Annotated in this window: 13 protein-coding genes; 11 read left to right on the forward strand and 2 right to left on the reverse strand. The window is 32.5% G+C overall.

The window, feature by feature from the left end; translation table 11 throughout:
- Positions 1 to 10 precede the first annotated feature (10 nt).
- From ACXGQT_RS08455 to porT, 5 genes are all read left to right on the forward strand, one after another.
- A complete protein-coding gene (locus ACXGQT_RS08455; protein ID WP_457828159.1) occupies positions 11 to 931 on the forward strand; it encodes a hypothetical protein in 921 nt (306 codons plus the stop codon).
- Between the two features lie 11 nt (positions 932 to 942).
- Positions 943 to 2331: an OmpP1/FadL family transporter gene (locus ACXGQT_RS08460; protein WP_457828160.1), complete on the forward strand. Its 1389-nt coding sequence runs from the start codon at positions 943 to 945 to the stop codon at positions 2329 to 2331.
- Positions 2332 to 2424: 93 nt separating this feature from the next.
- Positions 2425 to 3318, forward strand: a complete 894-nt coding sequence (locus ACXGQT_RS08465; RefSeq protein ID WP_457828161.1) for a NifU family protein — start codon at positions 2425 to 2427, stop codon at positions 3316 to 3318.
- Positions 3319 to 3325: 7 nt separating this feature from the next.
- Entirely contained in the window at positions 3326 to 4057 is a 732-nt protein-coding gene (gene ubiE / locus ACXGQT_RS08470; protein WP_457828162.1) for a bifunctional demethylmenaquinone methyltransferase/2-methoxy-6-polyprenyl-1,4-benzoquinol methylase UbiE, read from the forward strand.
- A gap of 1 nt (position 4058) precedes the next feature.
- Positions 4059 to 4709, forward strand: a complete 651-nt coding sequence (gene porT / locus ACXGQT_RS08475) for a type IX secretion/gliding motility protein PorT/SprT (protein WP_457828163.1) — start codon at positions 4059 to 4061, stop codon at positions 4707 to 4709.
- Here porT and ACXGQT_RS08480 read toward each other — a convergent pair.
- Entirely contained in the window at positions 4690 to 5433 is a 744-nt protein-coding gene (locus ACXGQT_RS08480) for a TrmH family RNA methyltransferase (protein WP_457828164.1), read from the reverse strand. The genes porT and ACXGQT_RS08480 overlap by 20 nt on opposite strands.
- Before the next feature lie 131 nt (positions 5434 to 5564).
- On the opposite strand from ACXGQT_RS08480, the gene tamL reads away from it, so the two are divergent.
- The 3 genes from tamL (at position 5565) to accD (ending at position 10167) form a co-directional block, all read left to right on the forward strand.
- Positions 5565 to 8024 carry a translocation and assembly module lipoprotein TamL gene (gene tamL / locus ACXGQT_RS08485; protein WP_457828165.1) on the forward strand — a complete coding sequence of 820 codons (2460 nt, stop codon included), beginning with the start codon at positions 5565 to 5567 and terminating at the stop codon, positions 8022 to 8024.
- Between the two features lie 99 nt (positions 8025 to 8123).
- Positions 8124 to 9191, forward strand: coding sequence for a class II fructose-bisphosphate aldolase (gene fbaA / locus ACXGQT_RS08490; protein WP_457828166.1), 1068 nt, complete (start codon positions 8124 to 8126; stop codon positions 9189 to 9191).
- Between the two features lie 103 nt (positions 9192 to 9294).
- Positions 9295 to 10167 carry an acetyl-CoA carboxylase, carboxyltransferase subunit beta gene (accD, locus tag ACXGQT_RS08495; protein WP_457828167.1) on the forward strand — a complete coding sequence of 291 codons (873 nt, stop codon included), beginning with the start codon at positions 9295 to 9297 and terminating at the stop codon, positions 10165 to 10167.
- A gap of 141 nt (positions 10168 to 10308) precedes the next feature.
- On the opposite strand, the gene ACXGQT_RS08500 is transcribed toward accD, so the two are convergent.
- A complete protein-coding gene (locus tag ACXGQT_RS08500) occupies positions 10309 to 11595 on the reverse strand; it encodes a citrate synthase (protein WP_457828168.1) in 1287 nt (428 codons plus the stop codon).
- A 357-nt stretch (positions 11596 to 11952) separates the two neighbouring features.
- Between ACXGQT_RS08500 and ilvD the strand changes: the two genes are divergently transcribed.
- From ilvD to ilvN, 3 genes are all read left to right on the forward strand, one after another.
- On the forward strand, positions 11953 to 13632 hold the full coding sequence (ilvD, locus tag ACXGQT_RS08505; protein WP_457828169.1) for a dihydroxy-acid dehydratase: 1680 nt from the start codon (positions 11953 to 11955) through the stop codon (positions 13630 to 13632).
- 94 nt (positions 13633 to 13726) lie between these two features.
- Positions 13727 to 15424: a biosynthetic-type acetolactate synthase large subunit gene (ilvB, locus tag ACXGQT_RS08510; protein WP_457828170.1), complete on the forward strand. Its 1698-nt coding sequence runs from the start codon at positions 13727 to 13729 to the stop codon at positions 15422 to 15424.
- Positions 15425 to 15436: 12 nt separating this feature from the next.
- On the forward strand, positions 15437 to 15961 hold the full coding sequence (gene ilvN, locus ACXGQT_RS08515) for an acetolactate synthase small subunit (RefSeq protein ID WP_457828171.1): 525 nt from the start codon (positions 15437 to 15439) through the stop codon (positions 15959 to 15961).
- Positions 15962 to 16037: the final 76 nt, after the last annotated feature.

The raw sequence follows: 16037 nt of genomic DNA on the forward strand, positions 1-16037 counted from the left end.
CACAAGTATTATGAATACCTATAAAGTTCTATATTCTGGTTGGATAAAATACCTTTTATTAGGTTTTATTGCTTTTTTATACACTTCTTGCGGGAGCAATCAGTACTACACATATTATGATGGTATTTATGAAGAACCCATACACGTACCCAACACTGTTTTTTCGGAAGAAATGAATCGTGTTAATGGATTAAGCAGTATTGAGTTAGCTCCTATCAACAATTTTTCAAACGACACCTCTCAGAACAACAACATAAACCCTAACGCAACATATCAGGGCTATAACAACACAGACACTTCCAATAATGGTTCAAACGTAACTATTTATATAGACAGCAACATAGATCCATATTGGAATAACGGCTGGTACGATCCTTATTGGGATTGGGGATATGGTAATAGATGGAATTCTTATGGCTGGAACAATTACCGTTGGAATAATTTTTACTGGGGAAACAATTTCTATGATCCATACAACAACTGGGGGTGGAATTGGAATTGGGGATGGAATCACCCATATTATGGTTTTGGTTCACCATATAACAATTGGTATGGCTATGGTTACGGATACAACAGTTGGTGGAGACCTACTTATTATATAGGCAATAGCAGAAATCAATCATACAGAAACAACAGCAACTCTTATAGACAAAACAATCGTAGATCTTCTAATCAAAACTATTATAATACTGCCAACAACAAGAATAGCAACAACAGTAGATATTATAATAACAACAACACCAATACTAATAAATCTTACAGGAGAACCAACACACAAAGCAACAACCAAACACAAAGCAGAAGAAGTTATACTCCACAAACAAATAGTACTCCTAACTACAATAATTCTAGCTCATCAAGAAGCAGTTCTAGTAGTTCCTCAAGTGGTTCATCATATAGAAGTAACAGCAACAGCTACAGGAGACGTTAAAAACAAGCCTTATGAAAAATTACATATACATTTGCCTACTTTCTCTTATTGGTTACCAAGTACAGGCACAGAGCTATAATTATACTGATTTAGGAATTTTATTTTCTACAGACAACAACACAGAAACAGCTAGAGCAACAGCACTTAATGGTTCTTTAGGAGCCGTAGGAGGTGATTTGAGCAGCATCAACATTAACCCAGCAGGTATTGCGGTATTTAACAATGGTGAAGTTAGTGCTACCTTAGGCTCTTATAACTTTAACAACAGCACTAATTATTACAATAATAGTTTAGACAATAGTTCTACCACCTTTAATCTTAACCAAGTAGGTGCGGTATTTGTTTTTAAAGATGCTATTACTACCAATGACTGGTCTAAAGTAAGTTTTGCCGTTAATTATCAAAAAACAGCTAATTACCATACTAGAAATGCTTTTTTTGGTAACAGTGGTTTTGCTAGTTACATTACACACCCTAATGATCCTGACACAAATAACACCTACGAAAATGCTATTAGTCAAGATTTTTACAATTATATAGATGGTACTGCCTCTAAAATTAATTTGGCTTTGGCAGGACAATATGGAAACAACTTTTATGCTGGATTTAGTTTAAATATTCACCACATAAACTTTTCACAATCTACTACTTTAAATGAATTAAGTGAGGATAATAATGGAAATACACTAGATGTATTAGCTACTGAAGACTTAACTGAAAATGCTGATGGTTTTTCTATCAATTTAGGATTTATATACAAACCTATTCAATCTGTTCGTTTAGGATTGGCTTATCAATCTCCTACCTGGTACAACTTTACCGAAGACTATAGTTCTCAGGAATTAATTGCTAGTATTCCCTCAGAAAACATTGATGCAGCAGATCCATTTATCGACAGTTCATATTTAGAATACCGATTAAGAACTCCAGGTAAAATAACAGCTAGTGGAGCATTAGTTATTGGAAAAATGGGATTCATCAACTTAGATTATAAATATGATGTATACAAATCATTAAACCTAAACGGAAGTAGTAATTTTAGGAACGACAATCAATATTACACAAATATTTTACAAAACACTCACAATGTAAATATTGGTGGTGAATTCCGTTTACAAAACTTAAGTTTAAGAGGAGGTTTTGGATATCAACAAAGTCCATTTAAATCAAACTTAGATCCTAGAGACACTGACATTTTAAAATTAGGAGATCAATATAGTGGTTCCTTAGGTGCAGGAATTCGTTTTGGCCCTTCGAGATTAGATATTGCCTACAGAAGAACTGTTCAAGACAACGAATATGATTTTAATGATTTAAACCAACAATTTCAGTATATAGAATCAGCAAAAACAAACAACAAAAACTCAAGAGTTGTTGCCACTTATACATATTCCTTTTAAATAAATATCATTTTTAAAAGAGGAATGTTCTCCTCTAAAAATACGAGTCAATTAAATTTAAATAAACTACTTTTGTATAAATTTTTTTGAGGAATGAGTACACATAAAATAAGCATAGAAGGAACTAACAATGCATCTATAGTGAAGTTTGTTAGTAATGAGCAAGTAACCAAGGGAGGAAGCTATCAATTTAACAATATTGATGAAGCCAAGGAATCTCCTATTTCTCAGCAATTATTTAAACTTCCTTTTGTTAGCAAGGTATTTATCAGTGCTAATTTTATAGCCATAGAAAAATACGATATTGTAGAATGGAGTGATATCCAAAACGACATAAGAGAGTTGATAGAAATCTACTTAAACGAAGGAAATACAATTGTTACTGACAAAGCAGAAACAAGAAAAGTGGCTATTGAAATTTATGCAGAAAGCACCCCAAACCCAATGGTAATGAAATTTGGATGTAACAAAATGTTAACACCCGATGACCATGAATACAAATCTGCCGAAGAAACCAAAAACTCTCCGTTAGCTCAAGTTTTATTTGAATTTCCATTTGTAAAAGAAGTTTATATTTCTGAAAACTACGTATCTATTACCAAAAATGATTTGATTGAATGGGGTGAAATCAACGTACAAATAAGAAGTTTTTTAAAAGACTATATCCAATCTGGAAAAACAATTATAGATACATCTATTGAAAAACCAAAAGTAGAAATTCCTACTACTCCAATTCAAGATTTAGACGGAGTTCCTTTAGAAATAGCCAATATTTTAGAAGAATATGTAAAACCTGCTGTTGCCAATGACGGAGGAAATATTGTTTTTCAATCTTATGACGAAGAAAGCCAAGATGTATATGTTATTTTACAAGGTGCTTGTAGCGGATGTCCATCATCTACCATTACATTAAAAAACGGTATTGAAACCATGCTTAAGGAAATGCTACCTAACAAAGTAAACAACGTTATTGCTGTTAACGGATAATCTTGCCATGTCAAAAATCATCAAACCTTACAAAGATTCAGAAGCTACTAAAAAGACCCAAGTAGCAAATATGTTTAACAATATATCGGAAAATTACGACGGACTTAACAGAGTAATGACCTTTGGTATTGATATTAAATGGCGAAAACAAGTGGTTGCTTTGGTAAAAAACACTCAACCAACAAAAATATTAGACATTGCTACAGGAACTGGAGATTTAGCGATTATGCAAAGTCAAGCCATGCCTAATGCAAAAATTACAGGTCTAGATATTTCATCTGGAATGTTAGAAGTAGGTAAAGAGAAAATAAAATCTTTACACTTAGAGAACAACATTGAAATGGTTTTAGGAGACTCTGAAAACATTCCGTATGAAGACAATTTTTTTGATGCCATAACCGTTTCTTATGGAGTACGAAATTTTGAAGATCTAAACAAAGGACTCCAAGAAATACATAGAGTACTAAAACCAGGAGGTATTTTTGTTGTTTTAGAAACTTCTGTACCTACTAAATTCCCCTTTAAACAAGGATACCAGTTACACAGTAAAATATTACTACCTTTAATAGGTAAATTGTTTTCTAAAGACCAAACTGCTTATTCATATTTATCAGAATCGGCTAATTCTTTTCCTTACGGAGAAGCTTTTAACAATATTTTAAAAGAAAACGGTTTTAAAAACGTTATTGATATACCTGTTACATTAGGAGTCTCAACCATTTACAAAGCCTTTAAATAACATGAAAAAATTAGTTGTATTCTTATTCTTTTGTATTTGCTCCATTTTTTACGGACAAACTGAAAAAGTATCACAACTACAGAGTTTTGATAAAAGACCTATTAGATATGGTTTTTATTTAGGATTGCATCAAAAAGGATATGCTTTAAAAGCATCTAAAGATGTTTCTTTATCAAATGGAGCTGGGTTTCATTTAGGAGTCTTAGCAGATTTAAAAATTTCTGATTTCTTAAGTATTTTAACCGAACCTGGAATTATTAGCAGTACAAACTCTTTAACTTTTGATGGAGAAAAAACAGAGGTTCCCGCTACTTATTTCCATTTACCCGTATCTTTTAAACTAAGCACAAGAAGACTAAACAACGTAAGAGGTTTTATTGTGGGAGGTGCTTCTTATAACTACAATTTTACAGCTCAAAAAAACAATAATGATAATGGTGCAAACCCACGTGACTTTGAATTAAGACAAAGCACCTTTATGGGAGAAATTGGTATTGGAGCTAACTTTTACTTTCCGTATTTTAAATTCTCTCCATCTATTAGAGGAGTTTATGGCTTTCAGAACGAATTTATTGGTTTAGGCGATATAGCAAAAGCTCATGTTAGCGAATTAAAAACCAGAGGTGTTTTCGTTACTTTAACTTTCCAGTAGCACGTCTAAATTCGTTTAACAAAATAGCCGTAGCTGTGGCTACATTTAAACTTTCTGTTGCCTGCAGCTCTCCAAACCTTGGAATTGTTATTTTTTGTTTTATCAATTGTTTAATTTCATTACTGACTCCGTTGGCTTCATTTCCCATGACAATTATTCCGTTTTCTGGTAAATTTGCAGCGTAAATATTCTCCCCTTCCATATCGGTAACATACACAGGTTGTTGATTTTCTTTTAAATAAGGAATCAAATCAACATATTTTACTTCTACTCTAGTTAAAGACCCCATGGTAGACTGCACCACTTTTGTATTGTAACAATCTACCGTTTCTTTACTACAAATTAATTCTTTAACTCCAAACCAATCACACAACCTAATAATGGTTCCTAAATTACCAGGATCATTAACAGTATCTAACACCACCTTTAACCCATTACTTTCGCTTGTTTTCACCGATGGAATTTTAAAAACGCCCAATATTTTATTAGGAGACTTTAATACACTTACTCTTTTTAACTCCAACTCTGAAACAAGACAACTCTTGTATTTGTTATATTCAGAAAGAACATCAACCGTACAAAACAAACTATGTAACTCAATTTCTGAATTCAAAAATTCATTTACTACTTTTATTCCCTCTGCAACAAAAAGCCCCTCTTTAACTCGGTACTTTTTTTGCTGTAAACTCGTTATCAATTTAATTTGATTCTTAGATATTGGCATGTAAATAAATTTTGGATTCAAATTTAAACTAAAAATCAACAAGCATTACTTCTAAACGTATTTAATGCTTATTTTTGACTTATCAATTCATTATTTTTTTGAAACTAAAACAGCATCCTTTTTTATATTATATGTTACTCAGTATATTAATTACTGCATGTAACACTACTAAATACGTTAAAGAGCATGAGCATTTGCTTACCAAAAACACCATTAGAATTGATAATAAAAAAACATCTGACTACACCATTACAGATTATTTAATCCAGAGACCCAACAACAAACCTTTAGGAATACCTCTAGGATTACATATTTATAATTTAGGGAATTTAAACTATGATTCTATTCACCAAAAAAGAATTCAAGACTTTGAAAACAGAAATAATTTTTGGGATCGTTTGTTATCTAAAAAACAAACTTTAAAAAGCATTAATAGAAAAAAGAACTTTAACAACTGGTTATTAACTAAAGGAGAAGAACCCGTTATTGTTGATCCTAAAAAAACAGCCAATACTGCTATAAACTTAAGAACTCATTTTTTTAACAATGGTTATTTTGATACCACTGTAAAAACTGAAGTTATTACCAATTCTAAAAAAGCTGATGTTCTTTATAACGTTAACAAAAGGGAACCTTATTTTATAGGAGACATACATTATTTTATCAAAAACAAAAAAGTAGATTCTATTGTTCAACTAAATAAAAATCAAATTTTTATTAAAAAAGGAGAACAATACAATCAAGATAATTTTCAACAAACAGTTAGTACAATTACTAAAACCTTAAGAAATAATGGATTTTACCATTTTACAGAAAGCCTAATTAGTTTTAGAAACATAGACACATTAGCTCAAGACCACATCACTCCTATTGACATACATATAGACAACCGAAGAGTTAAAAAAGGAAATAGTATTGAAGAAATTCCAACAAACGTACAAACCATAAAAAAACTAAGTGTCTTTACAGATTATAGTTATGAAACACGAAACAACGTTTACGACACAAAAAAAAGCTATAATCATATAGAGTTTTATGCACATGAAAAATTAAAATACAGAGTTAAAACATTAGCAAATTCTATTTTTATTGAACCCAATCAAATATATAATGATGATGCTGTTGAAGCTACCAGACGACATTTAAAATCTTTAAACAACTTTAGAGTTGTAAAAATCAATCAACAAGAACTAGCTAATAACGAGTTAGCAACCACTATTATATTAACTCCTTTAAAAAAATACGGAGTAGGGATTAACTCCGAAATTATACACTCAAACATCAAACAAGTTGGTTTGTCTGGTGGATTTAATTTCATTAACCGAAACCTTTTTAGAGGTGCCGAAATATTTCAACTCTCTTTACAAGGAAGTATTTTTGATACCGCTACCAAAGTAAGCGGAACCAACAATACAAGTTTTGATGCATATGAAATAGGGATAGATGCAACTTTAGAATTCCCTAAATTTATTTTTCCTTTAATCAGTAATTTAATCCCTAGAACCATGACTCCTAGAACCAAAATTACTATTGGTACTAGTTTTCAAAAAAACATAGGATTAGACAAACAAAAAGTTACAGGAATTGTTGATTACACATGGAAACCTTCTTTAAAAAACAAACACACTGTAGAACTATTAAATGCTCAATACATTAAAAACTTAAATATTAATTCTTATTTTAATATATACAGTTCTGAATTCAACCAAATAAAAACCATCCAAGAATCTGAATTTCCCGCATACAACTTAACAACAGACAACGCATCAGCGTTTATTCAAAGCATCCCTACAAGTTTTCAAAACAGCAATCCAACTGAATACAAAACACTTAAAAACATAGAAAAAAGAAGAGGAATTATTACCAGTAATAATATTATTCCAGCAGCTTCTTATGCTTTTGAGCACAATAGTAAAAGAGGCTTATCAGATACTCGATACAATTATTTTAAAGCAAAAGTGACCTCAGCAGGTAATGCCAATGCTTTTTTATTTAAAACAAAAAATGATCAAAAAGTCTTTGAAAACATCCCTGTATCTCAATTTCTTAAATTTGATGTAGATTTTAGAAAATTCTGGAGTAAATCCATCAACAACTCATTGGCCTTTAGAACATTTGTTGGTATTGCAATCCCTACAGGAGAAAACAAAGACATTCCTTTTATTAGTAGTTATTTTGCAGGTGGATCTAATGACATTAGAGCTTGGAAAACCTATGAACTTGGACCAGGTAGTTCTAATTCTGGACTAGAGTTCAACATAGGAAACCTTAAAATTCTTTCTAGTTTAGAATATAGATTTAAAATATTTAACAGTATTCACGGAGCCATTTTTATGGATGCAGGAAATATTTGGAATTTACCAAATGCATCCTCTACAGCATCAAAAGAAGAACTATTTTCTGGATTTAAATCATTAGAAAACATAGCCATTGGAACTGGAACAGGAATAAGATACGACTTTAACTTTTTAGTACTGAGACTAGACTTAGCTTTTAAAACCTACGAACCTTATTTAACTGAAAATAAATGGTTCAGCAACTATTCATTAAGTCAATCAGTATTAAACATTGGTATTAACTATCCTTTTTAGTACGATATCGTTTTCGTACAAACAACTTAATATCACCCCTATAGATTGCATAAAAATGACTATTTTTGTTATCAATCATTCAATAAAACTAATTATATAATGAGTTACAATATCAAACCAGGAGTTGCTACAGGAGATGCAGTTCAAGAAATCTTTAAATTAGCAAAAGAAAAACAATTTGCATTACCAGCTGTAAACGTAACAGGAAGTAATACAATCAACACAGTTTTAGAAACTGCTAAAGAATTAAACTCACCAGTAATTATTCAGTTTTCTAACGGTGGAGCTGTATTTAACGCAGGAAAAGGATTATCTAACGATGGTCAGGCAGCTGCTATTGCTGGAGCTGTTGCTGGAGCAAAACACGTACATGAATTATCTGTAGCTTACGGAGTACCTGTAATTTTACATACAGACCACGCTGCAAAAAACTTACTGCCTTGGATTGATGGTTTATTAGATGCTTCTGAAAAACATTTTGCAGAAACAGGAGCTCCTTTATTCTCTTCTCATATGATTGATTTATCTGAAGAACCATTAGAGGAAAACATTGCTATTTGTAAAGAGTATTTAGCTCGTATGGATAAAATGGGAATGACTTTAGAAATAGAACTAGGAATTACTGGAGGAGAAGAAGATGGTGTTGACAACTCAGATGTTGATGAATCTAAATTATACACTCAACCAGAAGAAGTAAACTACTCTTACGAGCAATTATCTGAAGTTTCTTCAAGATTTACTGTTGCTGCTGCTTTTGGAAATGTTCACGGTGTATATAAGCCAGGAAACGTGAAATTGACTCCAAAAATCTTAGACAACTCACAAAAATTTATTGAGAAAAAACACGGATTAGGACATAACCCAATTGACTTTGTATTCCACGGAGGATCTGGTTCTTCTGTAGAAGAAATTAGAGAAGCTATTGGTTATGGAGCTATTAAAATGAATATTGATACCGACTTACAATATGCATTTATGGAAGGAATTAGAGATTATATGGCTGCAAATGCAGACTTCTTACAATCTCAAATAGGAAACCCAACAGGTCCTGATGCTCCAAACAAGAAATACTACGACCCTAGAGTTTGGTTACGCAAAGGTGAAGAGACTTTAAAAACACGTTTAAAACAAGCTTTTGCTGACTTAAACAACGTAAACACTTTATAATCAAAGAGATTATAATTGTTTTAACAGATACAATAGAGAAACTGATTTTATGCAGTTTCTCTATTTTTTTTAGTAAATTGCCCCTCTATTTAAATGAATAATTATGACAGCTTGGTTTAAAAGAAGTGATAAAGGAATTCAAACACCTACTGAAGCAAAGAAAGATGTGCCTAAAGGTTTATGGTACAAAACTCCTAGTGGAAAAATCATCGATACTGATGAATTAAAAGAAAACTTATATGTTAGCCCAGAAGATGGATACCATGTAAGAATTGGTAGTAATGAATATTTTGAAATATTATTCGACAACAATAAGTACACAGAGCTAGACAAAAACCTAACCTCTGTTGACTCTTTAAATTTTGAAGATACAAAAGCATATCCTGATAGAATTAAAGAAGCACAGGCCAAAACCAAATTAAAAGATGCTGTTAGAACAGCCGTTGGTAACTCTTACGGAAAACCTTTGGTAATTGCCGCTATGGATTTTGCTTTTATTGGAGGCTCAATGGGATCAGTTGTTGGAGAAAAAATAGCTAGAGCTATTGATTATGCTAGAGAAAACAATACTCCTTTTTTAATGATTTCAAAATCAGGAGGTGCTCGTATGCAAGAAGCTCCTTTATCTTTAATGCAATTGGTAAAAACATCAGCTAAATTAACACAATTAGCAGAAGCTAAGATTCCTTACATCTCTTTATGCACAGATCCAACTACAGGAGGAACTACTGCATCATACGCTATGTTAGGAGATATTAATATTGCAGAACCAAATGCCTTGGTTGCATTTGCTGGACCACGTGTTGTAAGAGACACCACAGGACAAGATTTACCTGAAGGTTTTCAACGCTCTGAATTTTTACTAGAGCACGGTTTCTTAGATGCTATTTACGAACGTAAAAACCTAAAGAAACAAATAAACTTATATATTGATTTAATTCAAAACAATAAAATTAGATCAGAGGCTGCAAAATAATAAGTCTTTACATCAAAAAAAATAGCGATACTAAAATTAGTATCGCTATTTTTTTTGATGTAACCTTGATTAAAACCCAACAAACAAAAAAGCCTTCAATTTTATTGAAGACTTTTTTGTGTTCGTAAATATAATTTACAATTATCTGTTTTCTATAGAAACGTATGACCTTAATGTTTCCCCAACATATAACTGACGAGGACGACCAATAGGCTCTTTATTCTCTCTCATTTCTTTCCATTGAGCAATCCAACCTGGTAAACGTCCCATTGCAAATAACACAGTAAACATCTCAACAGGAATTCCTAAAGCACGGTAAATAATACCTGAATAGAAATCTACGTTTGGATATAAGTTTCTAGATTTAAAGTACTCATCACTTAAAGCAGCTTCAGACAATCCTCTTGCTATATCTAATACAGGATCCTCAATATCTAAATCTTTTAAAATTTCTTCTGCTGCTACTTTTATAATCTTAGCACGAGGATCAAAGTTTTTGTAAACTCTATGTCCGAATCCCATTAAACGGAAAGGATCTTGCTTATCTTTTGCTTTAGCTAAATACTTTTCAAAATCTCCACCATCTTCCTTAATAGCTTCTAACATTTCAATCACCGCTTGGTTAGCACCTCCATGTAAAGGTCCCCATAACGCAGAGATACCAGCAGAAATAGATGCAAATAATCCAGCATGTGAAGAACCTACTACTCTTACTGTAGAAGTAGAACAGTTTTGCTCATGATCTGCATGCAAGATTAATAATTTATCTAATGCATCAATAATTGTTTTATTAAACGTATATTCTTTATTCGCTTTTTTAAACATCATCTTAGCAAAATTCTCCGTGTAAGTCAAGTCTACATCTCCATAATCTAAAGGTTCTCCCTTCATCTTACGCATACACCAAGACACTAACACTGGAAATTTACCCATTAAAATAACAATAGCATTGTACATATCTTCTTGAGAAGCAATATCTACTGCTTTTGGGTTAAATGCTGTTAAGGCACTTGTTAAAGACGATAACACTCCCATTGGGTGTGCATTTTTTGGAAAAGCATCTAAAATTTTGTGAATATCTTCATCTACCATAGAGTTATCTTTGATGTCTTGGTCAAATTTCTCTAATTGAACAGCAGTTGGTAACTCACCAAAAATCAATAAATAAGATACTTCTAAGAAAGAAGCTTCATTTGCCAACTCCTCAATAGCATATCCTCTATATCTTAAAATTCCTTTTTCTCCATCTAAAAAGGTAATAGCACTTTTACATGAACCTGTATTTTTAAAACCTGGATCAATTGTCGTAACACCACCAGTAGCTCCTCTAAGCTGCTTGATATCTATTGCTACTTCATTCTCTGAACCACGCTCTAATGGAAGCTCATACTTTTTTCCTTCTATTTCTAGTATTGCTGTGTTTGACATATAAAATTTAATATTTCCTTAATATTTTTATTTGAGATTTCACAAATCTACAAATAAATCTGTTTTTTTAAAAGATTAAACTACTTAATTTTACTACGTAAAAATACGTAGTTTAACAAAACTCTTTATTTCTTTACAATATATAACAAGTATTCTATTTTTAAAGAAAATAAACAAATAGATTATCAACAGGTTAACATCATTTTTTTAACAACACAAACACCTGATTTACAACACAATAAATCATTATTTAAAAACTGAACAACGTAAGTTTTTTCTGATTTTTTTTTTATCCTTAATTACTATTCTAATTTTGTGTGTTCATATAGAAATTTATTGAAACAAAGACCTTTAAAAATGGCATTAAATAAACACAGTAAAAGATTAACTCAGGATCCATCACAACCAGCTTCTCAAGCAATGTTGTATGCAGTAGGTTTAACAGATGAAGACATGAACAAACCACAAATTGGTATTGCAAGTACCGGTTATGATGGAAACCCATGTAACATGCATTTGAATAACTTAGCTCAAGAAATCAAGAAATATACAAACCAAAACGACCAAGTAGGTTTAACTTTTAACACTATTGGTGTTTCTGATGGTATTTCTATGGGAACCTCAGGAATGAATTATTCATTAGCTTCTAGAGACATTATTGCAGATTCTATGGAAACTGTAGTAAACGCACAAAGTTATGATGGATTAATTGGTGTTGTTGGATGTGATAAAAATATGCCAGGGGCTATTATTGCTATGCTACGTTTAAATCGTCCATCTATTATGGTGTACGGAGGAACTATTGCTTCTGGAAAATACAAAGGACGTAAATTAAATATTGTATCTGCCTTTGAAGCTTTAGGACAAAAAGTTGCTGGAGAAATAGACGAGAAAGAATACAGAGAAATTATTAAAGCAGCAATTCCAGGGGCAGGTGCTTGTGGAGGTATGTACACAGCTAACACCATGGCATCTTCTATAGAATGTATGGGATTGGCATTGCCTTTTAACTCATCTATTCCTGCTGAAAACCCTAATAAATTATCAGAAGCTGAGCGTACTGCCCAAGCCATGAAAAACTTATTAGAGTTAGATTTAAAACCTAAAGATATTGTTACCAAAAAGTCTATAGAAAATGCTATTGCTATTGTAAATGCTTTAGGAGGGTCTACTAATGCCGTATTGCATTATTTAGCCATTGCTTATGCTGCTGATATTGAATTTACATTAGAGGATTTCCAAAGAGTTTCAGACAGAACTCCGTTAATTGCAGATTTAAAACCATCTGGAAAATATTTAATGGAAGATGTTCATGGAATTGGAGGTACTCCAGCCATTATGAAATATTTATTAGAACAAGGTTTTTTACATGGAGATTGTATGACTTGTACTGGTAAAACATTAGCAGAAAACTTAGCTGACGTTAAAGCCATGGAGTTTGAAGACCAAGATGTAATTTTCCCTAAAGACAAAGCTTTAAAATCTTCTGGTAACTTACAAATCTTATATGGTAACCTAGCAGAAGAAGGTGCTGTTGCTAAAATTTCTGGAAACGAAGGATTAAAATTTGAAGGAAAAGCCGTTGTTTACGATGGTGAGCAAGCTGCCAATACTGGTATTTCAAACGGAGAAGTCAACAGAGGAGACGTCGTCGTTATTCGTTATGTTGGACCTAAAGGTGGACCTGGTATGCCAGAAATGCTAAAACCAACATCATTAATCATGGGAGCTGGTTTAGGAAAATCAGTAGCTTTAATTACTGACGGACGTTTTTCTGGAGGAACTCACGGTTTTGTAGTTGGTCACATAACGCCAGAAGCACAAACAGGTGGTTTGATTGGATTGGTAGAAACAGGAGATACTATTTCTATTAGTGCAGAAGACAACTCCATTACTTTACAAGTTTCTGAATCAGAAATAGCAGAACGTAAAGCAAAATGGCAACAACCTGCTTTAAAACACAATAAAGGAATCTTATTTAAGTACGCTAAATCAGTTGCTTCGGCTTCTGAAGGATGTGTTACTGATAAATATTAATCAAAGTACCAAGTAAAAAGTATCAAGTACAAAGTTTAAATCAACAACCTATACTCAATACTTAGTACTCAGTACTCAATACTACATACGAAGTATGAAAAAAACAGAAAGAATCATTGGAGCTGAAGCCGTTGTTAAATCACTTCTAGAAGAAGGTGTTGATGTAGCATACGGATACCCAGGTGGAGCTATCATGCCTATCTACGATGAATTATATAAATATCAAGATCAATTGCACCATGTTTTAACAAGACATGAGCAAGGAGCTGCTCACGCTGCTCAAGGATATGCAAGAACCTCAGGTAAGGTTGGAGTCGCTTTGGCTACTTCGGGACCTGGTGCCACCAATTTAATTACTGGAATTGCAGATGCACAAATAGACTCTACTCCTATGGTATGTATTACCGGACAGGTAGCTTCTCATCTTTTAGGAACAGATGCATTTCAGGAAACAGATGTGATAAGTATTTCATCTCCTATTACCAAATGGAACTGTCAGGTAACCAAATCAGAAGATATTCCTGCTGCTATTGCTAAAGCATTTTATATAGCCAAATCTGGTAGACCAGGGCCTGTATTGATTGACATTACCAAGGATGCGCAACAAGGAGAACTTGACTATAGTTACGAAAAATGTACACATGTAAGAAGTTACAAACCTGTACCAGAAACAAATATAGAAAAGGTAAAACAAGCTGCTGATATCATCAATAGTGCAAAAAAACCAATGATTATTTTTGGGCAAGGGGTAATTCTTGGAAGTGCTGAAGCTGAACTAAAAGCTTTTGTAGAAAAATCTGGGATTCCATCTGCATGGACTGTTTTAGGACTTTCTGCACTAGCAACAAACCACCCTTTGAATGTAGGTATGGTAGGAATGCACGGAAACTACGGACCAAACAAATTAACCAACGAATGTGATGTTTTAATTGCTATTGGAATGCGTTTTGATGATCGTGTTACTGGTGATTTAAGTAAATATGCAAAACAGGCAAAAGTAGTTCATTTTGATATAGATCCTGCTGAAATAGATAAAAACGTAAAAACTGATGTTGCTGTAATTGGTGATGCCAAAGACACTTTATCTAAAGTTTTAGATTTTGTAAACAAAAAAGAACACACTGCTTGGTTAAACGAGTTTAGAGCGTTTGATAAAATAGAGTTTGAAAAAGTAATTAATGGTCAGTTAAATCCAACCAAAGAAGGATTGACTATGGGAGAAGTTTTACAAGGTATTAACAAAGCAGCAAAAGACAATGCTGTTATTGTTTCTGATGTAGGACAACACCAAATGATGGCTGTTCGATATGCAAACTTTACCAATACTAGAAGTAATGTAACTTCTGGTGGATTAGGAACTATGGGGTTTGCTTTACCAGCTTCTATTGGAGCTAAAATGGGAGCTCCTGAAAGAGATGTAGTAGCTATTATTGGTGATGGAGGTTATCAAATGACTTGTCAAGAACTAGGTACTATTTTACAAACAGGAACTGCAGTTAAAATTGTGGTTTTAAACAATGAGTTTTTAGGAATGGTACGTCAATGGCAACAATTATTTTTTGATAGACGTTATGCTTCTACAGAAATGATTAATCCTGATTTTATAAAATTAGCCGAAGCTTATAGTATTCCTGCTAAAAAAGTAGTAAAGCGTGAAGATTTACAAAGTGCTATTGATGAAATGATTGCTTGTGAAACCTCTTACTTTTTAGAAGTAATGGTAGAAAAAGAAGACAACGTTTTCCCAATGGTACCTACAGGAGCAAGTGTATCAGACGTAAGATTAAGCTAAAAAAAGAAAGACATGGAAACAAAATCATACACCATATCGGTTTATTCTGAAAACAACTTAGGGTTGCTAAACAGAATTTCAACCATTTTTGTTAAGAGACATATTAATATAGAAAGCTTAACCGTATCTCACTCTGAAATTGAAAACGTTTCTAGGTTTATATTGGTTGTAAACATGACCGAAGATGCAGTTAAAAAGATTATTGGTCAATTAGAGAAACAAGTAGAAGTTATTCAAGCTTACTATCATACTGAGGATGAAATTATTTTTACAGAAACAGCTATGTTCAAATTTAAATCTGAGTTGTTGTTTGAGAATCCACAAATTCAAAACATCATCAAAGAACACAGCATGAATATTGTGACTGTAAACAGAAATTTCTTTGTGGTTGAAAAAGCAGGAAGAAGACATGAAATAGATGCAATTTACGAATCTTTTAAACCTTTTGGCATTGCACAATTTGTAAGATCTGGAAGAGTGGCTATCTCAAAAGAAGCCATGAATATTCGTAAAATTTTAGGAGAGATAACTGAATAGAATTCCCTAAATTTGGCAACGCATTAAAATTAATATTGAGCTTGAAGGAAATAATCATCCATCAAGCTCATTTTTA

The organism is Wenyingzhuangia sp. IMCC45467, from assembly GCF_054111205.1.